The sequence below is a fragment of the Mesorhizobium sp. P171375 genome (assembly GCF_057786075.1).
The window spans coordinates 908593-933839 of the sequence record NZ_JBYNWF010000001.1; the positions used below are offsets into that span (position 1 = coordinate 908593).

Genomic DNA, 25247 nt, shown 5'->3' on the forward strand with positions numbered 1-25247 from the left:
GAGGCCGAGGGTCGTGACGATGACCGGACGACTTGGGATTGTAGCCACTCAGGCATGCTCCCGAGAAACGAGTGGAGCGGCTATCGTCGGTGCCTTCACGCGCCCGTCAAAGCCCGCTATTTCTGAGCACTCAAGAGGAAAGGCCTGATGCGCATCGCCGTGTTTGATGAGAATGAGGCAAGGCTTCATGTGCAGGCCCTGGTCGAGATGCTGACCCAGAGCGTCGAAGACGGCGCGCTCGTCGGCTTCGTGCTTCCTTTCGACGAGCCTCAGGCGCTGACACATTGGGAGGGTGTTTTTCGTTCGGTGAGGGAAGGCGAACGGCTTCTCATCTGCGCCGATATCGACGGCCGTGTCGTCGGCACGGTTCAACTTTATCTTTCGCCGGAGCCGAACGCACCACACCGGGCCGAGGTTTACAAACTCCTCGTTCATCGCGACTTCCAGCGGCAAGGCATCGGTCTCGCTCTCATGCAGGCTGTCGAGCGTGAGGCCATCAGCAGAAAACGGTCTCTGCTCCTCCTCGATACGGTCGAGGGCGGGGCCAGCGAGCGACTTTACAGGCGGCTCGACTGGCATGAGGTCGGTTCTGTCCCGCATCACTTTGTCGACCCGCATGGCCAGCCGAAAGTCTCCATCTATTTCATGAAGCATCTGCCGCTTTAGGCTGCGGCTGCCGGCCGTCGATGGCGGCGGCGAGTTCACGCGGCAACGCCGCAACCGCACCCACCCTTGCCGACAGCTTTTGCCTCGGCATCGGCGACGCAGCAGGCATCCGCCTCCTTTGCTGCCGGGCCGCCGCAACAGCCTTTTGAGGCATCGCCAAGTGAAGAAGACGGCACCGTACAGACACCGGTTTCCGGTAGCACCAGTTGCACTGCATCGGCGGAAACCATGTCGCCGGCAAGAGCAGCAGCGACAGAGCGGACTTGCTCATAACCCGTCAGCAGCAGGAAGGTTGGCGCCCTGCCATAGCTCTTGATGCCGACCGTGTAGAAGTCGGGCTCGGGGTGGCTGAGCTCACGGTGGCCATGCGGCGGCACATCACCGCAAGAATGCTCGTTGGGATCGATGAGTGGCCCCAGTGCCTTGACGCCTTCAAGCCACGGATCGAGGTCGAGGCGAAGCTCCCTGGTCAGCGAGAGATCGGGCCGCTGCCCGGTTGCGGCGATGATGCGGTCGACAGGGCCGACCTGGCGCAAACCGCCTGCGGTCTCGCCTTCGACGATCAGACGATCTTCTTGCGCACGGATGGCGACGGTCGCAAATCCTGTTACCAGCGAGACGCGGCCGCTTTCCGCCAGTTCGCGAACATCGGCACCAAGCTCGCCGCGCGCCGGCAAAGCATCGGCATCGCCGCCGCCATAGATGCGCACGAGGTCGGTGCCGCGCGTCACCCAGATGGACGCGGTGCCGGGCTCGGCATCGGCCAGTCTGGCAAGGTCGAGCAACGCATTGGCGGCCGAGTGCCCCGAACCGGCAACCAGCGTCGTGCGGCCGGCATAAAGAGCGCGGTCACGGCCGAGAATATCGGGGATGCCATAGGCGATACGGTCGGCATTCTCTGCCTCGCCCTCGGCCGCGATTCCGCCCGCGCCGAGCGGATTGGGCATCTGCCAGGTGCCGGAGGCATCGATGACGGCGCGGGCGCTGTCTCGCCTTGTGCCATTGGCCGTTTCGACCACCAGCATGAAGGGCCGCGTCTCGCGTGCTTTACTCAGCACCTTGTCGGCGCCCCAGCGCGAGATACCAACGACGCGAGCGCCGGTTTCGATCACCGTCGCCAGTACCGGCAGCCCGGTAAGCGGTTCCAGGTAATGCTCGACAAGCTCGCCGGCGGTGGGGAATGCCTCGGGCTCCGGCATGTGCCAGCCATGGGCCTCGAGCAATTTTCTCGCCGCGTGATCGATGCAATAGCGCCAGGGCGTGAACACCCTGACATGGCCCCAATCCCGCAGGTTGGACGCAACGCCGCTGCCGGACTCATAGACCTTTACCGGCAGGCCCTGTTCCAACAGATGGACCGCTGCCGCCAACCCAACCGGACCGGCGCCGATGACGGCAATGGGTAGATCGCCTTGCAGGGTCATTTCTATATCTTCCATCCTTCCGGGATTATCGAAATAACAAGCAAAAAAATTACGCGGCCACTTCTCCGGTGGCGGGAGTGCAGGCGGCATCGGCACAGCATTCGTCGGCGAGGAAACCGACCAGATCCTGCATGATGGGATAGTTGGCGCGGCAGATCAGCGTCGTCGCCTGCCGCTCCTGAGTCACCAGGCCGGTGAGGATCAGCCGGTGCAGGTGATGCGACAAGGTCGAGGCAGCGACGCCGAGACTCTCCTGCAAATAACCGACCGGCCTGCCGGCTGCACCGGCCCTGACCAGCGTGCGATAGAGGGTCAGCCGCGTCGGGTTGCCGAGCGCTTCAAGCTGTTTTGCTGCTTGTTCGAGTTTCATCGAAATACAATACGCCAGTGATCGAGGCCGTCAAGCGTTATTTCGACTGCCATCGAAATAACGCGCTGCTCAGATGACGCGCTTGCCCTCGGCATCGATGACGAGCTCACCATCCTCCTTTGTGAAGGCGCCGATCTGCGGATTTGGAAGGATGTCGAGAACGGCTTCCGACGGCCGCGCCAGCACGACGCCGAGCGGTGTCACCACGATCGGCCGGTTGATCAGGATCGGATGCGCCAGCATGACATCGAGGATCTCGCCGTCGCTCCATTTGGGATCGCCGAGGTTGAGCTCGGCATAGGGGTACCCTTCTCGCGTAGCAAGTTGCGCGGTGTCATTCCCATCGCCGCAATCAGCTCGACGAGCCTTTCGCGCGACGGCGGCGTCTTAAGATACTCGATCACTTCCAGCTCCTGCCATGGTTTCGACCGTACGGCCCCGGTCGTGCACTTTGAGGGGACTTCTGGATCCGTTCGGGAATGAGCCTGATCGATGATGCGGCCGACAGCGCCTGGATCGCGTAGGCGACGACGTCCGTCCAGTACTATCGGGTCACGCCAAGCGTCCGGGTAGCCGCGGAGTCTGCAGCGGAATCCCCGGTGCCCCCAAGGCAGATCCGGGCAAGAGGCCATTCGTCACATCCTTGTAGAGCGCTATCGGGTGCGGGTGCCCCACCAGATATCCTTGGATCTCGGGACATCCTTCCTTCATCAGGAAAGCACGCTCCTCTTCTGTTTCGACACCCTCTGCGATGACGGGCAATGTCAGTGCACTCCCCAGACTGAGTATCGTGCGCACGATGGCGGCTGACTGGACGTTCGAACCGACACCCGAAACAAAACTGCGATCGATCTTGATCTTGTCGAATGGAAACGCCTGTAGCGAGGAAAGTGATGCATATCCGGTTCCAAAATCATCCATGGAAATCCTGACGCCCAACGCCTTCAGTCGCCGCAAAACCGACAATGCAGTTGCCCGATCCCGGATGAGAACTCCTTCCGTGATTTCCAGCTCCAGGCGTCCTGGCGCCAGGCCGGTCTCGTAGAGGATCGAATGAACCAGGCCCACCAGGTCGCCGAAACGGAATTGCACCGGGGAAAGATTGACGGCGATCTGCAGGGGGTTGGCCCAGGAGGCGGCTTCGTTGCATGCCTGCCGGAGCGTCCATTCGCCTATTTCAACGATCGTGCCATCCTGTTCGGCAAGGGGAACAAACGCAGTCGGCGAGACGAGCCCGTGTTTTGGATGGTGCCAACGAGCAAGTGCCTCAAAACCAAAGATTTCGCCGTCTATCCGGGCTTGCGGCTGATAGTGGAGCACAAGTTCGCCACGTGTGACTGCCGATCGCAAATCTTGCTGCAGGGCGTAGCGTTCTCTTAGTCGCCGGTCCATTTCCGGATCGAAGAATTGCAGCATTCGGCGACCGTCCGCCTTGGCTCGGTAGAGCGCGGCGTCGGCATTTGCCATCAGCGATGCGGCACTCTCTCCATCCCTCGGATAGATCGCCGCGCCGATGCTCAGCCCGATTGAAATGTGCTGGCCCCGGATTTCGAATTCGCCTGCCGCCGAATCGAACAGACGGTCGGCGACTTCCTTGGCTCCGGCGGGTCGTTCATCCAAGGCCAGGACAAGAGTGAATTCGTCGCCGCCCATGCGGGCGATAAAGGCCTCCGGCGCCGCCGCTTGCAGACGCCGGGAGATGGTGCACAGGAGATCGTCGCCGGCGGCGTGCCCAAAAACGTCGTTGGTCTCTTTGAAATGATCAAGGTCAATGCTGAACACGACAAAGCTGGCATGCTTTGCTCTCGCCCGCTCGAGCGCCGTGGCCAGGTGCGCTGCAAGCGCAGTTCGGTTCGCCAGACCGGTAAGCGGATCGTGGTGAGCGAGATGCGCGATTTCCTCGTGCCGTGCCATGAGTTCGGTGCGCGCTACGTTCATATTCTCGCGCGCGTCGTCCAGGCCGTGGGCGGCTTCCCTCACCTTATCCTGGAGCAGGTTGAAGCTTTCGGCCATCTCTCCAAGCTCGTCGCGAGAGTTTACCGTCACCGGCATGATGTTCACGGAGGCATGCGCTGCAGCAAGGTCTCCACGCCCCAGAGCAGCCATGGCGAGAGAGAAGTCCTTCAGCGTTCCGGATGTCAGACGCTTCGCTGCGTTGCTCACCTCGGTCGCCGAATGGGTGATCATTCCCGGCAAAATCAGGCCGACACTGATGGTCAGCAACGCGACAACGACAAAAATGTCCTCCAGGGCGGCGATCAATGGAGCATCGACGTTGGGAACGCTGCCGATCGCCAGGAAATAGCCGGCACCGTCGAGCACCAGCACAAATAGCATGGCTCCAGTAAGCTTCAGGTGAAGCGTATGCGGCAGCAAGGGCAGACCCAGCGCGTGGCGATCCTCCATGGCGCGCCAGGCGTAAAGCGCAGCACCCGAATAGGCCAACGCCAGACCGAACAGGACGGTAGGAAGCCCAAACTGCTGGAAGCCCAGTATGGCGGTCAACAGCCATATTGCCGCCGCGCCCACGCCAAGGGCGATCGTTCCTCTGGGAGCTCGGAAAGGCCGCGCGGCATCGGGATGGTCGCGGCGCAAGAGCCAGACTGCGATGTTCGGCATGCAGATGCTGATCAGGTACGTAAAATTGGCTGCAGCGATCATCCAGAGCGGGTACCCGCACAGCATGAAACCGATTGCCGCGGCAGCTGTGAGCAGCGTTGCCGCCCATGGACAATCTGTTGAGGTGCGGCTGGCCAGGAATCTCGGCAGCAGGCCGTCTTCGCTTAGCTGTGCAAGGGTCCGCGCGGCGCCTGCCAATGGCTGCAACGTTCCATGGAACATGTTGAACATGATGAACCAGATGGCGGCGGCTTTGCCGAAACCGCCCAACAGGGGCGCAAACGTCGGCCCGAGGGCCATGGCGAGGTCCGTGCCGAGTGGTTCTGGTCCAAGCACGCCCAGCCAAACGACCGGCAGGACAAGGAAATAGATGCCGGCCATTCCCGCGCTGGCCCACATCGCCCGAGGAATGTTGCGGTTGGGATCGATGGTTTCGCCAACATGGCAGGCTGCGGCTTCAAATGCCGGCGCGGCAAATCCGATCAGGTACAGCCCCGCCATCACTGACGTGATGTCGCCAAAAAGGCCGGCAAACGGGCTGGTCAGCGTAAAATCCGTCGCCTGCCGCCAGTCGACCTCGCCACTGATGACCGGGACAAGGGATGACAGAAACGCAAGCATTGCGGAGGCTGTGGCGATCGGTATCGCCAGTCTGACCACCCACTTGATTCCACACAAATTGACCGCCGTAAAGAATGCGATGAGCGCGCAGGCGACCGCCTCCACGGGGAGGCCTGGCAAGTACCATTGCTGGATTGCAGACGCCGAAAGAACCGCTGTCAGTCCGCAGGTCGGAACCCAGCCCCACCAATAGCAAGTGCCCGTCAAGGCCGAGAGAACGGGACTGTAGGGTCGGAAAGCTTCCGCGCACGCTGCAGAGATACCGCCGACGCGGTTTGGCCACATGAGAACCAGTTCGGTCCACGCCGGCGCGGCGGCCCAGCTTAGAAGCAGACCAATAACGAGCAACGGTACCGCGGCGCTTCCTTGACCGGGAATATTCCCCTGGCCGACAAAAAGAGCGGCGATCAGAAAGAGGCTTTGATTGCTGCCACCCATGGCGAGCGCTGTCGTGCCCATCCATCCCAGGGTTCTCGGGTGCGGTCGAGAAGGAGTGACGTCGCGCATTCTGAGACATCCATTCCAGTGCGGAGCGCTGTCAGACTCGCGATCATGTGTAGGGGTGTTTCTGTCTAACGCAGCGCTCTCGAAGTCAAAGATGAACCTAGGTGAGACATATTAAGACTTCGTACCAAGGCCGATCCGCTCGATAATCACTGTCGATTGGCGGGTGCACGGTTCGACAATGTGCGTGCCGGCGCGTTGGATCTTATCTCATTCGCTTCTCGAAGTCGTCGGCCTCTTTCATCTATGGGCATCGACGCAAAGGCAAAGCGAATAGTCGAGAATACAAGTCGCCGATCGACCTGGCGCTGTTTGGTGAGGTCGAGCACATCGCGGGCCACATGCGCTTATAGGCAAGAGGGCCAACGGGTTCAATTCTCGGGGCAGTCCCTGACGCCGGGAAGGAAGAACGGATCGGCTTTCGTCAGGTCGCTGACGCCCACAGAACCATAGGCAACAAAAAAGCCCGGCGAACCGGGCTTTCTGTCAGGCGTCTGAACCATATCGAATGGCTCGAAACGGGAATTTGATGCCCAGAAGAGGACTCGAACCTCCACTCCTTGCGGAACACGGACCTGAACCGTGCGCGTCTACCAATTCCGCCATCATCTGGCATACGGCTAGCCGCGAAGCAGAGCCCAAGCGGCATAGGATAGCTCATCCCAGAGCCAAAGGACCGTGTCCATGGCTCCTGTCCGCTAGAGTCTCGATGACCCGGCATTCCGCCACTCTGCCGCAGGCGCACTCATCGACCATGCGTGTCAGTTCCAGGCGCAGGGCGTTGAGGCTGGCGATCCTGCTCTCGACTTCCGCCAGCCGGGTCTTGGCGATCGCATCAGCTGTCGCGCAAGATTGCTCCGGGTTGTCCTGAAGCGACAGCAGCGCGCGAATGGCTTCGACTTCAAAGCCGAGTTCGCGGGAGTGCCTGATAAAAGCCAGCCTTGAAACGGCGGCTTTCTCGTACCGTCTCTGCTGCCCTTCGGTGCGCGGCGGCACCGGCAGCAGCCCGATCTGCTCATAGTAGCGGATGGTGGGGACCTTCACCGCCGTTCGGCGCGAAAGTTCGCCGATTGAGAAATCCATAAGAAACCTCTTGAACCTCTAGTGGCTAGAGGAACTAAGGTGATCGCAAGCATGGAGATTTTCAATGGCTGACGATTGCTGCGCGCACGAAACAACGACCTGCGCGGGTCCGGCGCCCTTGGTGCTGCCAGCCAGGACCGACAGGGCAGAAGCGGAAGATCATGGAGCGCCGGGTGCTTCATGCTGCTCGGGCGGAGTGGCTGTTTTTGACGGCATGGACGTTCGTTACAAACGGGTGCTTTGGGCGGTCATTGCGATCAACGGCGCGATGTTCCTCACCGAGATGGTCGCCGGCCAGCTCGCCGGCTCGCAAGCGCTCAAGGCCGACGCTCTGGATTTCCTCGCCGATACCGTCACCTATGGCCTCAGCCTCGCCGTGATCGGTGCAACGCTCCAAACACGTGCGACCGCGGCCTTGTTCAAGGGGCTGTCTCTGTTCGTCATGGCGCTGTGGGTGTTCGGTTCGACGGTCTACCAGACCCTGGTGCTCGGCGCTCCGAGCGCGGAGGTCATGGGGGTCATCGGCTTCCTGGCGCTGGCTGCAAACCTCGGCTCCGTGCTGCTGCTGCGCCCCTACAAGGATGGCGACGCCAATGTCCGCTCGGTCTGGCTTTGCTCGCGCAATGACGCCATCGGCAATGTGGTGGTGATGGCTGCCGCCGTAGGAGTCTGGCGCACAGCCACCGCTTGGCCGGATCTTGTCGTCGCCGCGCTGATGGCGGGAATATTCCTGACCTCGTCCGTCCAGATCCTGAGACAGGCCTGGGTTGAGTACAGCCAGAGCCGCCAGCTTGCTGCCGCGGAATAACAAAAAAGCCCGGACGAACCGGGCTTTTTTGTCAGGCGTCTCAACCACGCGAAGCGGTCCGAAACGGGAATTTGGTGCCCAGAAGAGGACTCGAACCTCCACTCCTTGCGGAACACGGACCTGAACCGTGCGCGTCTACCAATTCCGCCATCTGGGCTGGTGCGGGCTCATGTAAGCGGGCTAGCAACAGGTGTCAACGCGCTTTTTCAGAGCATGATCCCGAAAAGTGGGAACCGGTTTTCGGAAATGCTCAATCAAGAAACGCCCGCGGCGACGCGCCGGCTCAGTTTTCCAGCACGTCCTTCGACGCCACGGTGGAATCGGCGTTGAGCTTGTAGATCACCGGCACGCCGGTGCCGAGCTCGAGCTTGACGATCTCCTCGCCGCTCTTGCCGTCCAGCGCCATGATCAGCGCCCTGAGCGAATTGCCATGCGCTGCGACCAGCACCGTGCCGCCCCTCAGCACATGCGACTGCATGTCGTGCAGATAGTACGGCCAGACGCGGGCGCCGGTGTCCTTCAGGCTTTCGCCGCCGGGCGGCGGCACGTCGTAGGAGCGGCGCCAGATGTGCACCTGCTCTTCGCCCCACTTCTTGCGCGCGTCGTCCTTGTTGAGGCCGGAGAGGTCGCCATAGTCGCGCTCGTTCAGCGCCTGGTCGCGGATCGTCTTGAGGTCGCTCTGGCCCACGGCGTCGAGAATGTGCTGGCAGGTCTTCTGCGCCCGGATCAGCGCCGAGGTGAAGGCGATGTCGAATTTCAGGCCGCGCGCCTTGAGCTTCGCACCGGCTTCCTTGGCCTCCTTGTGGCCCTGCTCGGTCAGGTCTACATCGCGCCAGCCGGTGAACAGGTTCTTCAGGTTCCATTCGCTCTGGCCGTGGCGCACGAGCACGAGAGTTCCCGACATGTTTGCTCCTTCGAGTTGTGGGGTGGGTCTGAGCAATTCCAGGAAAAGTGTGTAGCGGTTTTCCGTCCGGAATTGCGTAAGAAAAATAGATGCCTCAGCTCAGGCCGAGCACGTCCCGCATCGAATACAGTCCAGGCTTCTTCGCACGAGCCCAAAGCGCCGCCTTCACAGCACCGCGGGCAAAGATCGCGCGGTCCTCGGCATGGTGCGACAGGGTGATGCGCTCGCCGGTGCCGGCCAGGATCACGCTGTGGTCGCCGACCACCGAGCCGCCTCGCAAGCTGGCAAAGCCGATCGTTCCAGGCTTGCGCACGCCGGTATGGCCGTCGCGCGCGCGCGCATCGTTGCCGGCAAGCGCAATACCGCGTCCCGCCGCCGCCGCTTCGCCGAGCAGCAAGGCGGTGCCTGACGGCGCGTCGACCTTGTGCTTATGGTGCATTTCGAGGATCTCGATGTCGAAATCGTCGGCGTCGAGCGCGCGCGCCGCTTGTTCCACCAGCACCGCCAGCAGATTGACGCCGAGGCTCATATTGCCGGATTTGACGATCGTCGCGTGGCGCGCCGCGGCTTCGATCTTGGCGTTGTCTTCCGCCGAACAGCCGGTGGTGCCGATGACATGGGCAATGCGCGCCTGCGCGGCGTAGCCGGCGAATTCGACGGTAGCGGCCGGAGCGGTGAAATCGAGCACGCCGTCGGCCTTGGCGAACACCGGCAGCGGGTCGTCTGAGATCGTCACGTTGATGGTGCCGATGCCGGCAAGTTCGCCCGCATCCTTGCCGAGATAGGGCGATCCGGCGCGTTCGACCGCGCCGACCACGCGCGCGCCGGGGATCGAATGGATGGCGCGGATCAGCGTCTGGCCCATGCGGCCGGCCGCCCCTACCACCACCAGGCCCATATCGCCGGATTCGCTCATACCGTCCTCCCCAACACCTTCTTTCCACGCGAACGCGGCAGCGGAGTTTGGATTGGCTTGGCGTCGTCGACAAGCCCCAGCCCCTTCTTGCCCTGCACGCGGTGGAAGCGGGCATAGACGCTGTGCGGATCGGCCATCAGCGAGGCGTGGGTGCCTTCCTCGACCAGCCGGCCCTGCTCCATGACGATGATGTGGTCGGCATTGACCACGGTCGACAGGCGGTGCGCGATCACGATGGTGGTGCGGCCGGCCATGACGTGGGTGAGCGCTTCCTGGACGCGGGCTTCGGCCTCGTTGTCGAGCGCCGAGGTCGCTTCGTCGAGCAGCAGTATCGGTGCGTTGCGCACGATGGCGCGAGCGATCGAGACGCGCTGGCGCTGGCCGCCCGACAGCGTCGCGCCGCTTTCGCCGACCGGCGTGTCGTAGCCTTGCGGCTGCTGGCGGATGAAGTCGTCGGCCGCGGCCTGGATCGCCGCCTGCTCGATCTCGGCGTCGGTGGCCGAAAGCCGGCCATACCGGATGTTGTCGCGGATGGTGCCTTCGAATAGATAGGGCGACTGCGAGACATAGGCGATCGAACTTCGCAGCGAGTGTTTGGTGACTTTGGAAATGTCCTGGCCGTCGATCTCGATCGTGCCTGCATCGACATCGTAAAAACGCTGCAGCAGCGCCACCAGCGTCGTCTTGCCGGCGCCCGAGGCGCCGACGATGGCCGTCATCTTGCCGGCGGCGGCGGTAAAGCTCAGATCTTGCAGCACCGGCACTTCCTCGACATAGCGGAATGACACGTTGTTGAACCGCACCGCGCCGGTGGTGAAATGCGCCTCCGTGGCGCCTGGCGCGTCGCCTTGCTTCGGCTCGCGGTCGAGCAGCTCGTAGATCATGCGCGCATTGACCAGCGCCCGCTCCATCGAGACCTGCATGCGCGCCAGACGCCGGGCCGGGTCATAGGCCAGGATCAGCGCGGTGATGAACGAAAACACCGCGCCCGGTGGCTGGCCGAGGACCAGTGCCCGATAGCCGGAATAACCGATGACCGCGGTCACCGCGAGGCCGGCCAGCATGTCGGAGATCGGCGACAGCCGTTCCGAAACGCGGGCGATCTTGTTGCTGCGCTGTTCGGCGCTTGCCGCGAGGTCGCCAATGCGGCGCGACAGCTCCTCCTCCATGGTGAAGGCCTTGACGATGGCGATGCCTTGCGTGGCCTCCTGCACGGCCCCGATCAGCCGGGAATTGATGAGCACCGATTCCCGGTTGATCTTGCGTACCCGGCGCGTGATGTAGACGACGGCCCAGATCAGCGGCGGTCCGATCAGCAGTGAACTCAGCGACAGCACCGGATCCTGGTAAATCATGACGCCTACAAGGCCGACCAGCGTGACGGCGTCGCGGGTGATCGAGACGATGGTCAACGACAAAAGGTCGCGAATACCGCCGACATTCTCATTGACCTGCGCCGCCAGCCGGCCCGAACGCGTGTCGTTGAAGAAGTCGACGCCGAGCTTCATCAGATGATCGAAGATGCGTCTCTGGTAGCGCGCCACCAGATTGTTGCCGATCGTGGCCAGCGCCACCGCCTGGCCGTAGCCGGCGAAGCCGCGGATCATGAAGGCGCCCATGAAACCGGCGCAGATCCACAAGACGGCGCCGCCCTGCCGTTCGTAGAAGATCTGGTTGACCATCGGCGCCATGATCCAGGCGCTGAAGGCCGTCGTGCCCGAAACCAGCAGCGAACAGATGATGGCGACGGCATAGTGCCAGCGATAGTCGCGGCTGTTTTCAGCCAGGATGCGGCGCAGCACCGCCGAGACCTCGGCCGGTCTCGCCTTCAATCTGTTTGGGCTTTGAAGTGTCAAATCTGCAGCGCTTCGTCGGTTTCCGCAGGGTAGAGCGGGCTGAATTTGGCCCCCTCTTAGCGCCCCGGCCACGGCTTGCCTATGGCGAAACTTCGTCGCGGCCGGGATCGCAGCCTGAAAGGGGCCCAAAGAAAGGCAAAGCGGGATCACGCCCGCCAGCGCCGCCCCGCGGTCTGGACGCCGAACAGCGACGGGTTGCGGGCATAGGCGGCGAGCCCAAGAAGGGCCGCCAGCGGGTGGGTGATGACATAGACCGGCATCGAGGCCATCAGCGCGCTGTGCGGCGCCTTGTCCTCGAAGGCGGCGCGGAAATTGCCCTCCTTCAGCGCCGGCACGATCTTTTGTGCGATGCCGCCGGTCAAAAACACGCCGCCGCGGCTCATGAACACCAGCGCGAGATCGCCGGCGGTGCGGCCGAGACAGGTGACGAACAGCGCCAGCGCCTCCTCGGCGACCGCATCAGTCTTGGCCAACGCTGCCCCGGTGATCTCGGCCGGCGTGGTGAAGGGAGAAGGTTTTCCGTCGGCCTTGGCCACCGCCCGGTAGACATTGACCAGACCACGCCCGCACAGGATCTGTTCGCCTGAAATGCGGCCTTCGAGCTTCTCGATATGCGGGAATACCTCGAAATCGCGGGCTGTGCGCGGCCCGATATCCATATGGCCGCCCTCGCCGGGCACCGGTATCCAATGGTTGAGCGCATGCACCAGCCCGGCGACGCCGAGCCCGGTGCCGGGGCCGAGCACGACGCGCCCGGCATTCTCCTCCGGCGTGCCGCCGCCGATCTTTTCCATATGCTCTTCGCCGAGCGCGACGACGGCCAGCGCCTGCGCCTCGAAATCGTTGAGCACGACGATGTCGCTCAGGCCGAGATTGGAAAACATCTGCTTCGGCTTCACCACCCAGGGACAGTTGGTGAGCGGGATCTCGTCGCCATCGACCGGCCCGGCGATCGCCAGCACCGCCGAATTCGGCCGGATGGACGAGCGGTCGAGCACCGCCGCCTGGATCGCCTCGTCGATGGTGTTGAAATTGGCCGTCTGCACGATCTGCGGCTCGCCGGCTTCCGAATTCGCATCGAGCACGATCGAAAAGCGCGCATTGGTGCCGCCGATATCGCCGATCAACACTGGAAACCGCAACGCTGCGTCGTCGTCGCCTGACATGCTCTTGATCGTCCCCTTTGCGACGCCGTTGCGCCCGTTTCAATCGATTGACTAGCGCATGACCCAGGAAAGGGGAAGCGTCAGGTCGCCTTTACTGTCCGACGTTTGCCGGCGGCCGTCGCCTCGGCAGGGGAATGCCGATCTCCGGCGTCGCGGTGAAGGCGTTAGCGGCGCTTGGCAGGCCCGCCGCGTTGCCGTTGATGGGCGGCAAAGGCGCATCAGGTTCGGGCGCCCTGGCCGCGATCGGCACGCCGCCGCCGCGATAGGTGACGGCTTCAACCGAGTCGGCATCGGGCTGGTCGAGCACGAACTGGCATTGTTTCGGCAGGTTCGCCATCGTCATCACGTCGCGTGCCTTGGGTGCGTCCGGGTTCTTGTTGGGCCTCCACGGCTCCGCGGTGAACCACCAGGCCAGCGGCTTGCCGCAGCCGTCATCGTCTGGTGTCGCTTCCTGTCCCTTGCAGTTGGGCGAGCCCGGCTGGCAGCCGATACGGATATGGAAATGATAGTCATGGCCCCAGAACGGCCGGATCTTGCGCAGCCAGGAACGGTCGCCGGTGACGGTGTCGCAAAGCTTCTTCTTGATGCCGGGATTGACCAGGATGCGCTCGACTTCCGGGTAGCTTGCCGCACGCTTCAGCAGCTGCGTGTGCATCGGCTTCCACAGCCTGTCCTTCACCAGATGCGTCTTTTCGTCGACCATCAGCGTGGCGCTGATGTTTTCGCGCTCCTGGGTCGTGAGCTTGCGGTCGGGCATTGGTGTCAGCCAGATGTCGGCGTCGAGGCCGATCTGGTGCGAGGCGTGTCCGGTCAGCATCGGCCCGCCGCGCGGCTGCGAGATATCGCCGATCAAAAGCCCCGGCCAGCCGTCGGCGGCGGCATCGCGCGACAGTTTCTCGATCAGCGCGATCATCGTCGGATGGCCCCAGCGGCGGTTGCGCGAGGGACGCATCACCTCCCAGTTCTGACCGTCCATGGGAATGGCGACGCCGCCGGTGAAGCAGCCCTTGGAATAGAAGCCGAAGGATTGCGCCGCCGCCACCGCCGGCAGCTTCTTGGCGCCGAACAGGTCTTTTGCCCTGGGCTCGGCCGTGATAGCGCCCGCCGCCAGCCCGGCCAAGGCAACGATCGCCAGCGCCGCCGTCAGGAACGGCCGCCTGCCGGGCAAGGATCGCATCGAAATCGTCATGAGCCCCCTCTGCTGCAGGCAGCTTATTCAAGCGAATCATAGCACGCCCGGCGCCGCGTTTCGATTATCCACCCTTGATCGGGCTGCGCGGCTCGCCATCGCGCCAGCTCCCGTCAGCCCACATCTGGTCGAATGCCTGGCGGTAGTCCGGAAAGCGGAACCGATAGCCCACCGCCTTGATCGCTGTGTTGGCGACGCGCTTGTTCTCGCCATAGAAAGACCGCGCCATGGGCGAAAGTTGGGCGGTCTCGAAAGGAATTTCCGGCGGCGGTTCGACGCCCATCAACGAAGCGGCATAGGTGACGACATCCTGCGGCGGCGCCGGCTCGTTATCGGTGACGTTGAAAATGCCGCCCGTATTGCCGTCGACGAGATGCCACAGCGCACCGGCAATGTCGTCGCAATGGATACGGTTGAACACCTGGCCGGGCTTGACCAGCCGCCGCGCGGTGCCGTTCTCCAGATTGACCAGCGCATTGCGGCCTGGCCCGTAAATCCCGGAAAGCCGCAGGATAGCCACCGGCTTGCCGATCTCGCGGCCAAGCTCCAGCCAATCCTGCTCGGCATCCACCCGCATCACCGAGCGCTTCGATACCGGCCGGCATGCCGCCGTCTCGTCGACCCAGCCGCCGCCATAGTCGCCATAGACACCGACGGTGGAGAGGTAGCCGATCCAGCGAAGGGCGGGCATCGCCGTTATCGTCAGGCGCGCGGCGTTGAGCACCGGGTCGCCGGCCTCCTCCGGCGCCACGGAGACGATCAGATGCGTGGTATTCTCCAGCGCCTCGCCAACCTCAGGCGTCAGCGCGCCGTCGAACAGCAGCGGCGCAATGCCGGCCTGTTTGAGCGATTCGACCTTTTCCGGCGTGCGCGTGGTGCCGAAAATCGTCGCCTTTTCCTTGTTGGCCCCGGCAAAGGCCTTGCCGGAATAGCCGGCGCCGAAGATGAAGACCTGCTTTTCGCTCATGCATGCGCCTCTGTTGGCAGCGCGGACAGCCATTCGTCGCGCACTGTCGCGTCGGTTTCGGTTTTTAGGTTGACGGCGGCCCTATCCCTGAATTCGGCCTCTGGCACCAGCCGCGCCAGCGCCCAGATGGCCGCGCCGCGCACCAGCGGAGACGGATCGCTCAGCAAGGCACGCACCGGGCCGGTCAGCGAAAAATCCCCGGAATTGCCGGCGGCGATCAGCACATTGCGGACAAAGCGGTCGCGGCCGATACGTTTGATCGGCGAGCCCGAGAAGAAAGACCGGAACGTGGCATCGTCCAGCTGCAACAGTTCCGCCAGCGCCGGCTCGCGCAATTCGTCGCGCGCGGCGAGTTTTGCCTCCGAGGCGGCGCGGGCGAACTTGTTCCACGGGCAGGCGGCGAGGCAATCGTCGCAGCCATAGATGCGATTGCCGATCTTTTCGCGGAACTCGTGCGGGATCGGCCCCTTATTCTCGATGGTCAGGTAGGAAATGCATCGTCTGGCATCGAGCCGGTAGGGCGCGGGAAAGGCATCCGTCGGGCAGGCATCGAGACAGGCGCGGCAGGAGCCGCAATGGTCCTCGTCGGGGGCATTGGGCTCAAGCTCGGCGGTGGTGAAGATGGTGCCAAGAAACAGCCACGAGCCGTGCTCGCGGCTGACCAGATTGGTGTGCTTGCCTTGCCAGCCGAGCCCGGCGGCCTCGGCCAGCGGCTTTTCCATCACCGGCGCGGTATCGACGAACACTTTGACGTCGCCGCCGGCCCGCGCCACGATCTTGCCGGCGATCTCCTTCAGCCGGCCCTTCATCACCTCGTGGTAGTCGCGATTCTGCGCATAGACCGAGATCGCGCCGCGGTCGCGTCTTGCCTGCAGCGCACGCGGATCATGGTCGGGGCCGTAATTCATCGCCAGCACGATGATCGAGCGTACTTCGGGCCACAGCGTCGACGGTTCGCTGCGGCGCTCGAGCGTCTCGGCGATCCACGCCATCGAGCCATGAAAACCATCGGCGACGAATTCGGCGAGCCGTCCCGGCGCCAGCGGGATCGAGTCAGGCGTGGTGACGGCCACCGCATCGAAGCCGGCGCGCCGCGCCTCCGCGTCGATCAGCGCGCGCAGGGTTTCGCGTTTAGAAGTCGAGGTCCGCATAATGCGACACCGGCGACAGGCCGCGCACCCGGTCGGAGAGCAGCGGCCGGAACGACGGCCGCGATTTCACCCGCGTGTACCATTCGCGCGCCGCGGCATGCTCGCGCCAGTCGATCTCGCCGAGATAATCGAGCACCGACAGCGTCGCGGCGGCTGCCAAGTCGGCATAGGTCACCTTGCTGCCGGCCAGCCAATGACGGGTGCCGGCCAGCCAGTTGGTGTATTTCATATGCTGGCGGATGTTGGCGCGCGCGGCCCGGATCGCGCCAGAATCGGGCGAACCGCCGCCCGCCGTCTCCGGCATGATCGGCTTCAGCACGCGTTCGCGCACCAGATGCCTGGTCACTTCGCCCTCAGCCTTGTTGAGATACCAGTCGGTCAGCCGGCGGATCTCGGCGCGCTGCATCGGGTCTTCGGCAAACAGGCGCTTGTCACGCTTCAGGACACCGCGCGTTTCATCGAGATATTCGGCGATCACCATGGCGCCGACGATCGGCACGTCGCCTTCGGCCAGCAGGATCGGCAAGGTGCCGGCCGGGTTCAGCGCCAGGAACTCCTTGCGCCGTGTCCACGGTTTTTCCTCGATCAGCGCCAGCTCCTCGCCATACTCGCCAAAGGCGAGGCGAACGAAGCGGCAGGTGGCGAACATCGGGTGATGGAAAAGCGTCAGCATGGTTCCGCGATAATTCAGCGCACTGGCGAATCGCAGGGCGCACCGGTAAGTCTTGGCGGCCCGTCATGCGGCCGTCACGGTGTTGCGACCTATAGGGGGACTTCTGCGCCGTGACAAGCAAGCCATTTGCAAGCCGTTTCCTTCCGTCACTTGAATGCCGAGGTTGCCATGGATAGCCACACCATTGTCGAAGCCCTGCTGCTCGGCCTGCTGGAGGGGCTGACAGAGTTCATCCCGGTGTCCTCGACCGGCCATATCCTGCTTGCCGGCCATTTCCTCGGCTTCCATTCCACAGGCAAGGCCTTCGAGATCCTGATCCAGCTCGGCGCCATCCTGGCGATCCTCAGCGTCTATTTCCGCCGCCTGTGGCAGATGCTGCTCGACCTGCCGGATGACCGGCTGACGCGGCATTTCGTCCTCGGCATCCTGATTGCCTTCCTGCCGGCGGCCATCATCGGCGCGCTGGCGCATGATTTCATCAAGACCATCCTGTTCGAATCGCCGCGGCTGATCTGCATCATGCTGATCATCGGCGGCGTCGTGCTGCTGGCGGTCGACCGCATGAAGCTGCAACCGGTCTACCGCGACGTCGAACGCTTCCCTACCCGGCTCTATCTGCAGATCGGCCTGTTCCAATGCCTGTCGCTGATCCCCGGCACGTCGCGCTCCGGTTCGACCATCGTCGGCGCCCTGCTGCTGGGCGTCGACAAGCGCGCGGCGGCGGAATTCTCCTTCTTCCTTGCCATCCCGACCATGGTCGGCGCCTTCGCCTTCGACCTGTTCAAGAACCGCAATGTGCTGACCACGGCCGACCTGCCGATCATCGTCATCGGCTTCGTCGCCGCCTTCGTCGCCGCGCTGATCGTCGTCCGTTTCCTGCTCGATTACGTCTCACGCAACGGCTACTCGCTGTTCGGCTGGTGGCGCCTGGTGGTGGGTGGTGTGGGCTTGGTGGCGTTGATGATTTGGGGGTGAGGAGTGGTCCGCGAAGCGGACGGAAAGCCAATTGCTTGGCTTTCCGAACGACGAACGGTGAAGGCCCGGTCCGCCTCCGGGCGGATAAAAAGGTCCAGTGAACCTTTTTAAGGGGACTGAACGCCCGGAGGGCGGGGAGCCAGCGAAGGGCGAGCGACGCCTGCCACTAGCCCCTCAACCCCTCCCATAAAACGCATTCTCGACATGCACCGGCCAGCGCCAGGGCAGCACGGCCACCATGTCGAAGCGCATCGACAATTTGCCGTAGTCCTGCTGCCGCGACAGCCAGATATCGGCGGCGGCTTCGATGCGGCGCTCGGATTCATGGCCGATCGCCTCCATCGCCTCCCTCAGCGTGCGCCGCGCCTTGACCTCGACGAACAGCACGAGGTCACCGCGCCTGGCGATCAAGTCGATTTCACCGAAGCGCGTGCGATGGCGGCGCGCAAGAATGCGGTAGCCCTTCAGCATCAGCGCCGCTGCCGCCAGCCACTCGCCGCGATGGCCGCGCCGATAGGCCTTTTGGCGGCTGGCGCTCGGGCGCTCAGCCACCTTCGCCTTCTCCAGCGGCATCCCTCAGCTCAAGCAGCCGCCGGTACAGCGCCTGCTTCTGCCCGCCGGTCATCTTCGCCGCTTCCGCCGCCGCCTTGGAGGCCGGCATTTCGGCGGCCAGCGACAGAAGCAGCCGGTCGATGTCGGCGGGTTGGTCGGCCTTGACCTCAGCCGGGCCGACACAGACGACGATCTCGCCCTTCGGCGTGTCGGCCGCCGCATAGTGGTCGGCCAGCCCCTGCAAAGTGCCGGTGCGCATTTCCTCAAAGGTCTTGGTCAGCTCGCGGCCGATGGCTGCCTTGCGCTCGCCACCCAGCGCCTCGACCATGGCAGCCAGCGTTTCGGCGAGCCGGCGTGGCGATTCGAAGAAGATCAGCGTCGCCGGCACCGCCCTGAAGGTTTCCAGCTTGGTAAGCCGCTGCCCTGATTTCACCGGCAAAAACCCAGCGAACAGGAAGGCGTCGGACGGCAGGCCCGACGCCGTCAACGCCGCCAGCGGCGCCGACGGACCCGGGATCGGCACGACGCGCAGGCCGCGCTCCTGCGCCTCGCCGACCAGCCGGTAGCCGGGATCGGAGATCAGCGGCGTGCCGGCGTCGGAGATCAGCGCCACGCTCTGTCCGGCCTCGAGCGCTGCGATCAGCTTCGGCCCGGCCTCGCTGGCATTGTGCTCGTGATAGGCGGTGGTGCGACGGCGGATGCCGTAGCGGTCGAGCAGCACGCGCGAGACGCGGGTGTCCTCGCAGGCGACAATGTCGGCGGCGGCCAGCGTTTCAAGCGCGCGCAGCGTGATGTCGGAGAGATTGCCGATCGGCGTCGCCACCAGATAGAGCGCCGGCTCGAGCGGTCGGGCCGGCATCTCGGTCTGGCCGATCACATAGCTGCGTTTTTCGCCGGTCACCGCTCACTCTCCGTTCAGCCCTGTTTGGCACGGCGCAGGCGCGGTTGCAAAAGCCCGGCGTCCCGCCTCAACCTGACCGCCCCAAACCTGACGCCGATGTAATCCGGCCGCCATGTCTTTGCCATAGTGGGGAACGAAACCGTGGCCGGCGGATTGAATACCTGAGTCTCTTGAGGAGGAGGACAGGATGGACAGCCTCAAATTGCAGGACGTTTTCGAGCCCTACTATGCCGGGCGCAACCGCGTGCCCGCGCCAAAGGACAAGCGTCTGCTCGCCAAGAGCGAGACCAGCCTGACCAGGCGGGCCACCACCCCCTTGCCGACGAATGTCAGGCTTTCCGACAATCAGCCCCAGCCAAGCAGCACGACGGAGCACTGACCGGACGATGCCCAATCGCTTCGATATCTTCATCACCCGTCTTGAAACCAAGAGCGCCAGAGAAGGCGTGCCGCCGCATCCGATGAACGACCAGCACAGCGTCCGTCGCGACAAGGCCGACGCCAAGCCGGCCCGACCCGGCAACGCGCATGCCGAAAAGCACCGTGGCAAGCGCCGCTTCAAGCACGACGCTTAATTGCCGATAGGTGCGGCATCGCTGCCTTCGTCATCCTAGGGCGAAGCAACGAGCGAAGCGACGCGGCGCAGACCCTAGGATCCATTCCGTGACGTCTGCCGAAGGATGCGGGGATCAGAATTCTGAACCGTTGCAACGCCTTAACCTCGCGGCATGGATGCTCGGGTCAAGCCCGAGGATGACGAACGCTCGGGCGTGGAACGCCCCAACCACATCGGTCAGCCCAGATATCTCTGAACCCTCACTTCGAGCAATCGCACCAACACCGGATCCATGAATTCATAGTCATCCGGGATATCGAGGCAGATCAGCCGAGCCTTCTTCAGGCTCGCCTTGAATTTCTTCTGCAGCTTGGAGCGGTGCGCCTTTTCCATGACGAAGATGATGTCGGCCCACGCCACCAGTTCATGCGTTAGCGGCGTGTCGGCATCGTGATTGGTGCCGGCTGAGGCGACCTCGATATCCTGGCGTTTGGAAAACACCTGCTCGGCAGTCGGGCTGCGCAAACGATTCTGGCTGCAGACGAAGAGGACGTTCTTCAAAGCCTTTTCTCAAGCATGATCTTATCCGAGAACCGGGCCTCCACTTTTCGGGATCATGCTTACCGCGCCAGATCCGCCACCACGGCGTCGAGCACGATCATGCCGGCCGGCGTGGCGCGCAGGCGGGCGTTGCCGATCGGCGCCACCAGCCCCTCGTCCTGCAGCACCGACAGCCGCGCGCTGGACAAGCCGCGCCCGGAAAACGTCTCGTAGCGGGTAAGGTCGATGCCTTCGGCGAGCCGCAACCCCATCAGCAGGAACTCGTCGGCCTCCTCCGAACGCGTCAAGACTTCGCCGCCGGTGACGCCATGGCCCTTGGCCTCGACCAGATTGGCCCAGGTCTCCGGCATCCGCTCGGCGATGGTGACGGTGCGGTGGCCGTTCTCGATGAAACGGCCATGCGCGCCCGGCCCGACGCCGACATATTCGCCATAGCGCCAGTAGGTCAGATTGTGCCGGCTTTCGGCGCCTGGCCGGGCGTGGTTGGAAATCTCGTAAGCCGGCAAACCATGCGCCGTGGTCACCTCTTGCGTCAGCGCGTAGAGATCGGCTGCCCGGTCATTGTCGGGAATGGTGAATTTGTGCGCCGCATGCAGCGCGTGGAACGGCGTGCCTTCCTCGATGGTCAGCTGGTAGAGCGACAGATGGTCGGCGGCGTGGCCGATCGCCTGTTCGAGCTCCGCTTGCCAAGCGTCCAACGTCTGGCCGGGACGGGCATAGATCAGGTCGAAGGAAAGGCGCGGAAAAATCTCACGCGCCAGCCCGATGGCATGCAGTGCTTCCTCGACATTGTGCAGCCGGCCGAGAAAACGCAAATCCTTGTCGTTCAGCGCCTGCACGCCGAGCGACACCCGGTTGACGCCGGCGGCGCGGTAGCCGCGAAAACGCTCGGCCTCGACCGAGGACGGATTGGCTTCCAGCGTCACCTCGATGCCATCGGGCACGGTCCAGTTCTTGGCCACGGCGTCGAGCACCGTCGCCACCGTCTGCGGCTGCATCAGCGAGGGCGTGCCGCCGCCGAGAAAGATGCTGGTCACTTCGCGCGGCCCGGTGCGCCCGCGCATCGTCGCGAGCTCGGTCTCGAAGGCGCGGGCAAAGCGCTGCTGGTCGACCGGCTGGTGGCGGACATGGCTGTTGAAGTCGCAATACGGGCATTTGGCCGCGCAGAACGGCCAATGGATATAGACGCCGAAGCCCGGGCTGCGGTCCAGCGACATCTCAGGCCGAACCAAGTCTGGCGCGGGCGAATTTCTGGAAGGCGCGGGCGCGGTGCGACAGCGCCGTTGGCTGGCCGGGCTTCCAGCCATGCTTCTCCTCGGCGCTCATCTCGCCGAACGTCTTGTCGAAACCGTCGGGTAGAAACACCGGGTCGTAGCCGAAGCCGAGTTCGCCGCGCGGCGGCCACACCAGCGTTCCCTCGGCCTCGCCGCGATAATATTCGGCTTCGCCGTCTGGGAAGGCGAGGCAGATGACGGCGACGAAGCGCCCCGTCCGTTGCTTGGGCTCCGCTGCGCCGACCTCTTGCAACGCCACTTCGGTGCGCTGCATGGCCATGCCGAAATCGCGCGTGCCTTCCGGGGTTTCGGCCCAGTTGGCGGTGTAGACGCCGGGTGCGCCGTCGAGCGCGTCGACGCAGAGGCCCGAATCGTCCGACAGCGCCGGCAGGCCGGTGGCTTTGGCCGCCGCAAAAGCCTTGATGTAGGCATTTTCCTCGAAAGTGGCGCCGGTCTCGTCCGGCTCCGGCAAGCCGCAGTCCTTGGCCGACTTCGCCTCGAAGCCGAACGGACCCATCAAATCGGCGAATTCGCGCAGCTTGCCTGCATTGTGGCTGGCGACGACGATCTTCTTTCCATCGAGAGAATGCATCAAAGGCCCCAGATCCGTGGCTCGGCAAATTCGATCGAATTGCCCGAGGGGTCGCGTATGTAGATCGAACGCCCGCCTTGCGGCCAGTCGAATTCGCTTTCAATGGCGATATCTTTCGCCTCAAGCTGCGCCTTCCAGCGCCCGAGTTCATCCGCGCTTGCCGCAAAGCAGAGATGGCCCTCGCCGACCGTGCCATGCGGCGGCACTTTCAGCCGCGCATCCGGCGCCGGCGGGATTTTGGTCGCCTCGGCGTTGAAGATCAGCAAAACGCCGGCGCCGCAGCGGAAGAAGAGATGGCGGCCGTCGACTTTGCCGAGGAGGTCGAGGCCGAGTACATCGCGGTAGAAGGTTTCTGCGGCCGCAAGATCGGAGACGTAGAGAGCGGATTCCAAAATAGCAGAGGGAGTCACGAGGCACCCCCCTCTGCCCTGCTGGGCATCTCCCCCGCAAGGGGGGAGATTGGCAGTTCCGCTGGCAGCGTCTCAACGTTGATGGTTGGCGAAAACGGTAGCGACCTCTGATCTCCCCCCTTGCGGGGGAGATGGCCGGCAGGCCAGAGGGGGGTGTGAAGGATCGCCGACGTCATCGCACTAAATTCAATCAGGCCACAGCCATCTGCTGCAAACTCACCAACCTTTGGATGCCCTTCTTGGCCAGACCCATCAGCTCCGCGAACTGCCCTTCGGAGAAAGGCTCGCCCTCGGCGGTGCCCTGGATCTCGACGATGCCACCCTTGCCGGTCATGACGAAATTGGCGTCGGTGCCGGCCGACGAATCCTCGATGTAGTCGAGATCGATGACCGGCTGGCCGTCATGGATGCCGCAGGAAATCGCCGCGACATGGTCTTTCAGCACTTTGGCAACGCTGGCCATCTGCCGTGCTTCCATCCAGCGCAGGCAATCGTAGAGCGCCACCCAGCCGCCGGTGATCGAGGCCGTGCGGGTGCCGCCATCGGCCTGGATGACATCGCAGTCGACGGTGATCTGCTGTTCGCCCAGCGCCTGCAGGTCGACGACCGCGCGCAGCGAACGGCCGATCAGCCGCTGGATCTCCAGCGTGCGGCCGCCTTGTTTGCCGGCAGAAGCTTCACGGCGCATGCGTTCGCCGGTCGAGCGCGGCAGCATGCCGTATTCAGCCGTCACCCAGCCCTTGCCGGAATTGCGCATCCAGCCCGGCACCTTTTCCTCCAGGCTCGCCGTGCACAGAACATGCGTGTCGCCGAATTTCACCAGGCACGAGCCTTCGGCGTGTTTGGACACGCCGCGCTCGAAGGAGATGGGGCGCATTTCGTCGGCTTGGCGTTTGGAGGGGCGCATCGAGGCCTCTTTCTGTTCTTTTTGCGGTTGCGTGGGCGGCTTGTAGACGCATGCAGCCCATGGCGCAAAGGAAAATGGCCGCAAACGCGGCGCGGTGACCGCATACGGCATTGGGCGATCGCAAGAGCGACGCCGCTGGCCGCAAACGCGGCAGCGGGCGATCTGGAACAGACGCCGCTGACCGCAAGTGCGGCAGCGGGTTGCGCAGGGGCGAAGGAAGTCTATATCCTTTAGCCGGAGGTTTTTGGCCCGAATGACCAAGGCAGTCACCGAACCCAGTCTGCTGGCACCCGCGCTGCAGTCGCTCGACATGCGCTCGCGCGACATTTTCCGGCGCATCGTTGATTCCTACCTCAAGGATGGTGAGCCTGTGGGATCGCGCAGCCTGTCGCGCATCCTGCCGTCGTCGCTGTCACCGGCCACCATCCGCAATGTGATGAGCGATCTCGAACATCTCGGCCTGATCTATGCCCCGCACATCTCGGCCGGGCGGCTGCCGACGCAGACCGGCCTGCGCTTCTTTGTCGATGCCTTCATGGAGCTCGGCGATCTTTCCGACGAGGAACGCCGCGTCATCGAGGCGCAGGTGCGCGCCTCCGGCTCGGGCGCGACGCTGGAACACATGCTGACCGAGGCCAGCCAGATGCTGTCAGGCATGTCGCGCGGCGCCGGCCTGGTGCTGGCCACCAAGAACGAGGTGGCGCTGAAGCACATCGAGTTCATCCAGCTTGAGCCGACCAAGGCGCTGGCCGTGATGGTGTCGCAGAACGGCGATGTCGAGAACCGTGTCGTCGACCTGCCGGCCGGCATCACCGTCTCGCAGCTGCACGAAGCCTCCAACTTCCTGAACGCCCATATCAGGGGCCGCACGCTCGCCGAGGCGCGCATCGAGATCGCTCGTATCAAGGACGAGACCAGGGCCGCCCTCGACACGCTGTCGCAGGATCTCGTCGAAAAAGGCCTGGCGGTGTGGGCGGGCGCCGACAGCGGCCTGCCGGCGCGTCTCATCGTGCGCGGCCGTGCCAATCTGCTCGAAAATGTCACCGCCCAGGCCGACATCGAATTGCTCAGGCACCTGTTCGAGGACCTGGAAACGCAGGACGGGCTGATCCAGCTGCTCGACCTCGCCGAGGACGGCCCCGGCGTGCGCATCTTCATTGGCTCGGAAAACAAGCTGTTTTCGCTCTCCGGCTCGTCGCTGGTGGTGGCGCCTTACCGCGACAAGGATGCCCGCGTCGTCGGCGCGCTCGGCGTCATCGGCCCTACCAGGCTGAATTATGCCCGCATCGTGCCCATGGTCGACTACACTGCCCAATTGATTACCCGGATGTTGAGATAAGCCGAAGCCGGGATCACCGCAAAGGAGGGCGCAGAATGGCGCTTGAATCGTTCAAGGCCCAGATCAGTCTGCTGCTCGAGGAAATGGTCAACCAGCCCGAGGACGAGCACGAAATCCAGGAGCAGCTACGCGAAAAACTTCGCGAAATGCGCGCCATGGGCCTGCCGCTGCCGGACGATCTCGTCGCGCTGGAAAAGCGGCTCGACGACGATCTCGACGTCGAGGAAGAAGACAGCTGACGGGTTTCGCTTGAATCTGCGCGC

26 protein-coding genes, 1 tRNA gene and 1 pseudogene are annotated in these 25247 nt (G+C 63.7%); 7 read left to right on the forward strand and 21 right to left on the reverse strand.

What is annotated here, in order from left to right; translation table 11 throughout:
- The first annotated feature begins 147 nt into the window (after positions 1–147).
- Entirely contained in the window at positions 148–666 is a 519-nt protein-coding gene (locus ACYHH6_RS04460; protein WP_352583087.1) for a GNAT family N-acetyltransferase, read from the forward strand.
- A gap of 35 nt (positions 667–701) precedes the next feature.
- On the opposite strand, the gene ACYHH6_RS04465 is transcribed toward ACYHH6_RS04460, so the two are convergent.
- The 5 genes and pseudogenes from ACYHH6_RS04465 to ACYHH6_RS04485 form a co-directional block, all read right to left on the reverse strand.
- Positions 702–2090, reverse strand: a complete 1389-nt coding sequence (locus ACYHH6_RS04465; RefSeq protein WP_352583085.1) for an NAD(P)-binding protein — start codon at positions 2088–2090, stop codon at positions 702–704.
- 49 nt (positions 2091–2139) lie between these two features.
- Positions 2140–2460: an ArsR/SmtB family transcription factor gene (locus tag ACYHH6_RS04470; RefSeq protein ID WP_352583083.1), complete on the reverse strand. Its 321-nt coding sequence runs from the start codon at positions 2458–2460 to the stop codon at positions 2140–2142.
- Positions 2461–2529: 69 nt separating this feature from the next.
- Positions 2530–2775, reverse strand: a pseudogene (locus ACYHH6_RS04475) (ArsC/Spx/MgsR family protein); the annotation flags it as partial.
- A gap of 237 nt (positions 2776–3012) precedes the next feature.
- On the reverse strand, positions 3013–6207 hold the full coding sequence (locus ACYHH6_RS04480; protein WP_352583081.1) for an amino acid permease: 3195 nt from the start codon (positions 6205–6207) through the stop codon (positions 3013–3015).
- A gap of 654 nt (positions 6208–6861) precedes the next feature.
- Positions 6862–7287: a MerR family transcriptional regulator gene (locus tag ACYHH6_RS04485; RefSeq protein WP_352583079.1), complete on the reverse strand. Its 426-nt coding sequence runs from the start codon at positions 7285–7287 to the stop codon at positions 6862–6864.
- Between the two features lie 64 nt (positions 7288–7351).
- On the opposite strand from ACYHH6_RS04485, the gene ACYHH6_RS04490 reads away from it, so the two are divergent.
- Positions 7352–8095: a cation efflux transmembrane domain-containing protein gene (locus ACYHH6_RS04490; protein ID WP_352583077.1), complete on the forward strand. Its 744-nt coding sequence runs from the start codon at positions 7352–7354 to the stop codon at positions 8093–8095.
- Between the two features lie 72 nt (positions 8096–8167).
- Here the strand turns inward: ACYHH6_RS04490 and ACYHH6_RS04495 are convergent.
- From ACYHH6_RS04495 to ACYHH6_RS04535, 9 genes are all read right to left on the reverse strand, one after another.
- Positions 8168–8252 (reverse strand) — tRNA-Leu (locus ACYHH6_RS04495).
- Positions 8253–8378: 126 nt separating this feature from the next.
- On the reverse strand, positions 8379–8999 hold the full coding sequence (locus ACYHH6_RS04500; RefSeq protein ID WP_352583075.1) for a 2,3-bisphosphoglycerate-dependent phosphoglycerate mutase: 621 nt from the start codon (positions 8997–8999) through the stop codon (positions 8379–8381).
- Positions 9000–9093: 94 nt separating this feature from the next.
- Entirely contained in the window at positions 9094–9915 is an 822-nt protein-coding gene (dapB, locus tag ACYHH6_RS04505; protein WP_352583073.1) for a 4-hydroxy-tetrahydrodipicolinate reductase, read from the reverse strand.
- Complete coding sequence (locus ACYHH6_RS04510; RefSeq protein WP_352583071.1) at positions 9912–11771, reverse strand: ABC transporter ATP-binding protein; 1860 nt, start codon at positions 11769–11771, stop codon at positions 9912–9914. Before ACYHH6_RS04510 ends, dapB begins: the two co-directional genes overlap by 4 nt.
- A gap of 146 nt (positions 11772–11917) precedes the next feature.
- Positions 11918–12946, reverse strand: a complete 1029-nt coding sequence (locus ACYHH6_RS04515; protein ID WP_352583304.1) for a glucokinase — start codon at positions 12944–12946, stop codon at positions 11918–11920.
- 82 nt (positions 12947–13028) lie between these two features.
- The gene (gene mepA, locus ACYHH6_RS04520; protein ID WP_352583069.1) at positions 13029–14126 is read right to left on the reverse strand and encodes a penicillin-insensitive murein endopeptidase; all 1098 of its coding nucleotides are present in this window, start codon (positions 14124–14126) and stop codon (positions 13029–13031) included.
- Positions 14127–14190: 64 nt separating this feature from the next.
- Positions 14191–15093: an SDR family oxidoreductase gene (locus tag ACYHH6_RS04525; protein WP_352583067.1), complete on the reverse strand. Its 903-nt coding sequence runs from the start codon at positions 15091–15093 to the stop codon at positions 14191–14193.
- Positions 15090–16244, reverse strand: a complete 1155-nt coding sequence (queG, locus tag ACYHH6_RS04530) for a tRNA epoxyqueuosine(34) reductase QueG (protein ID WP_352583065.1) — start codon at positions 16242–16244, stop codon at positions 15090–15092. The genes ACYHH6_RS04525 and queG overlap by 4 nt, the downstream gene beginning before the upstream one ends.
- Entirely contained in the window at positions 16225–16917 is a 693-nt protein-coding gene (locus ACYHH6_RS04535; protein ID WP_352557875.1) for a glutathione S-transferase family protein, read from the reverse strand. The genes queG and ACYHH6_RS04535 overlap by 20 nt, the downstream gene beginning before the upstream one ends.
- 168 nt (positions 16918–17085) lie before the next feature.
- On the opposite strand from ACYHH6_RS04535, the gene ACYHH6_RS04540 reads away from it, so the two are divergent.
- On the forward strand, positions 17086–17892 hold the full coding sequence (locus ACYHH6_RS04540) for an undecaprenyl-diphosphate phosphatase (protein WP_352583063.1): 807 nt from the start codon (positions 17086–17088) through the stop codon (positions 17890–17892).
- 174 nt (positions 17893–18066) lie between these two features.
- Here the strand turns inward: ACYHH6_RS04540 and ACYHH6_RS04545 are convergent, their stop codons facing one another.
- Together ACYHH6_RS04545 and rsmI are read right to left on the reverse strand one after the other, a co-directional pair.
- On the reverse strand, positions 18067–18444 hold the full coding sequence (locus ACYHH6_RS04545) for a YraN family protein (protein WP_352583061.1): 378 nt from the start codon (positions 18442–18444) through the stop codon (positions 18067–18069).
- Positions 18437–19345: a 16S rRNA (cytidine(1402)-2'-O)-methyltransferase gene (rsmI, locus tag ACYHH6_RS04550; protein ID WP_352583059.1), complete on the reverse strand. Its 909-nt coding sequence runs from the start codon at positions 19343–19345 to the stop codon at positions 18437–18439. The genes ACYHH6_RS04545 and rsmI overlap by 8 nt, the downstream gene beginning before the upstream one ends.
- Before the next feature lie 187 nt (positions 19346–19532).
- On the opposite strand from rsmI, the gene ACYHH6_RS04555 reads away from it, so the two are divergent.
- Both ACYHH6_RS04555 and ACYHH6_RS04560 read left to right on the forward strand, forming a co-directional pair.
- Positions 19533–19724: a hypothetical protein gene (locus ACYHH6_RS04555; RefSeq protein WP_352583057.1), complete on the forward strand. Its 192-nt coding sequence runs from the start codon at positions 19533–19535 to the stop codon at positions 19722–19724.
- 7 nt (positions 19725–19731) lie between these two features.
- Positions 19732–19920 (forward strand): hypothetical protein, encoded by a 189-nt coding sequence (locus ACYHH6_RS04560; protein ID WP_352583055.1) that lies wholly within the window; start codon positions 19732–19734, stop codon positions 19918–19920.
- Between the two features lie 218 nt (positions 19921–20138).
- Here the strand turns inward: ACYHH6_RS04560 and ACYHH6_RS04565 are convergent, their stop codons facing one another.
- The 5 genes from ACYHH6_RS04565 to rph form a co-directional block, all read right to left on the reverse strand.
- Positions 20139–20462, reverse strand: a complete 324-nt coding sequence (locus ACYHH6_RS04565) for a low molecular weight protein tyrosine phosphatase family protein (RefSeq protein WP_352583053.1) — start codon at positions 20460–20462, stop codon at positions 20139–20141.
- A 59-nt stretch (positions 20463–20521) separates the two neighbouring features.
- Entirely contained in the window at positions 20522–21679 is a 1158-nt protein-coding gene (hemW, locus tag ACYHH6_RS04570) for a radical SAM family heme chaperone HemW (RefSeq protein WP_352583051.1), read from the reverse strand.
- Between the two features lies 1 nt (position 21680).
- Positions 21681–22328 (reverse strand): RdgB/HAM1 family non-canonical purine NTP pyrophosphatase, encoded by a 648-nt coding sequence (gene rdgB / locus ACYHH6_RS04575; protein ID WP_352583049.1) that lies wholly within the window; start codon positions 22326–22328, stop codon positions 21681–21683.
- Entirely contained in the window at positions 22328–22738 is a 411-nt protein-coding gene (locus tag ACYHH6_RS04580; RefSeq protein ID WP_352583047.1) for a VOC family protein, read from the reverse strand. The genes rdgB and ACYHH6_RS04580 overlap by 1 nt, the downstream gene beginning before the upstream one ends.
- Positions 22739–22928: 190 nt before the next feature.
- Entirely contained in the window at positions 22929–23645 is a 717-nt protein-coding gene (gene rph / locus ACYHH6_RS04585) for a ribonuclease PH (RefSeq protein ID WP_352583045.1), read from the reverse strand.
- A gap of 253 nt (positions 23646–23898) precedes the next feature.
- Here rph and hrcA point away from each other — a divergent pair, with 253 nt between their 5' ends.
- Positions 23899–24984, forward strand: coding sequence for a heat-inducible transcriptional repressor HrcA (gene hrcA / locus ACYHH6_RS04590; protein ID WP_112559112.1), 1086 nt, complete (start codon positions 23899–23901; stop codon positions 24982–24984).
- 35 nt (positions 24985–25019) lie between these two features.
- Positions 25020–25223: a hypothetical protein gene (locus ACYHH6_RS04595; RefSeq protein WP_192258685.1), complete on the forward strand. Its 204-nt coding sequence runs from the start codon at positions 25020–25022 to the stop codon at positions 25221–25223.
- The last annotated feature ends 24 nt before the right edge of the window (positions 25224–25247 follow it).

What these genes read in the sequence shown, in the direction of transcription:
- ACYHH6_RS04555 (WP_352583057.1), top strand. Translation starts at nt 19,533, where the DNA reads ATGGACAGCCTCAAATTGCAGGACGTTTTCGAGCCCTACTATGCCGGG.
- rdgB (WP_352583049.1), bottom strand. Translation starts at nt 22,328, where the DNA reads ATGCATTCTCTCGATGGAAAGAAGATCGTCGTCGCCAGCCACAATGCA.
- ACYHH6_RS04490 (WP_352583077.1), top strand. Translation starts at nt 7,352, where the DNA reads ATGGCTGACGATTGCTGCGCGCACGAAACAACGACCTGCGCGGGTCCG.
- rph (WP_352583045.1), bottom strand. Translation starts at nt 23,645, where the DNA reads ATGCGCCCCTCCAAACGCCAAGCCGACGAAATGCGCCCCATCTCCTTC.
- mepA (WP_352583069.1), bottom strand. Translation starts at nt 14,126, where the DNA reads ATGACGATTTCGATGCGATCCTTGCCCGGCAGGCGGCCGTTCCTGACG.
- queG (WP_352583065.1), bottom strand. Translation starts at nt 16,244, where the DNA reads ATGCGGACCTCGACTTCTAAACGCGAAACCCTGCGCGCGCTGATCGAC.
- ACYHH6_RS04480 (WP_352583081.1), bottom strand. Translation starts at nt 6,207, where the DNA reads ATGCGCGACGTCACTCCTTCTCGACCGCACCCGAGAACCCTGGGATGG.
- ACYHH6_RS04500 (WP_352583075.1), bottom strand. Translation starts at nt 8,999, where the DNA reads ATGTCGGGAACTCTCGTGCTCGTGCGCCACGGCCAGAGCGAATGGAAC.
- ACYHH6_RS04560 (WP_352583055.1), top strand. Translation starts at nt 19,732, where the DNA reads ATGCCCAATCGCTTCGATATCTTCATCACCCGTCTTGAAACCAAGAGC.
- ACYHH6_RS04540 (WP_352583063.1), top strand. Translation starts at nt 17,086, where the DNA reads ATGGATAGCCACACCATTGTCGAAGCCCTGCTGCTCGGCCTGCTGGAG.
- hrcA (WP_112559112.1), top strand. Translation starts at nt 23,899, where the DNA reads ATGACCAAGGCAGTCACCGAACCCAGTCTGCTGGCACCCGCGCTGCAG.
- dapB (WP_352583073.1), bottom strand. Translation starts at nt 9,915, where the DNA reads ATGAGCGAATCCGGCGATATGGGCCTGGTGGTGGTAGGGGCGGCCGGC.
- ACYHH6_RS04525 (WP_352583067.1), bottom strand. Translation starts at nt 15,093, where the DNA reads ATGAGCGAAAAGCAGGTCTTCATCTTCGGCGCCGGCTATTCCGGCAAG.
- ACYHH6_RS04485 (WP_352583079.1), bottom strand. Translation starts at nt 7,287, where the DNA reads ATGGATTTCTCAATCGGCGAACTTTCGCGCCGAACGGCGGTGAAGGTC.
- ACYHH6_RS04595 (WP_192258685.1), top strand. Translation starts at nt 25,020, where the DNA reads ATGGCGCTTGAATCGTTCAAGGCCCAGATCAGTCTGCTGCTCGAGGAA.
- hemW (WP_352583051.1), bottom strand. Translation starts at nt 21,679, where the DNA reads ATGTCGCTGGACCGCAGCCCGGGCTTCGGCGTCTATATCCATTGGCCG.
- ACYHH6_RS04470 (WP_352583083.1), bottom strand. Translation starts at nt 2,460, where the DNA reads ATGAAACTCGAACAAGCAGCAAAACAGCTTGAAGCGCTCGGCAACCCG.
- ACYHH6_RS04465 (WP_352583085.1), bottom strand. Translation starts at nt 2,090, where the DNA reads ATGACCCTGCAAGGCGATCTACCCATTGCCGTCATCGGCGCCGGTCCG.
- ACYHH6_RS04460 (WP_352583087.1), top strand. Translation starts at nt 148, where the DNA reads ATGCGCATCGCCGTGTTTGATGAGAATGAGGCAAGGCTTCATGTGCAG.
- ACYHH6_RS04535 (WP_352557875.1), bottom strand. Translation starts at nt 16,917, where the DNA reads ATGCTGACGCTTTTCCATCACCCGATGTTCGCCACCTGCCGCTTCGTT.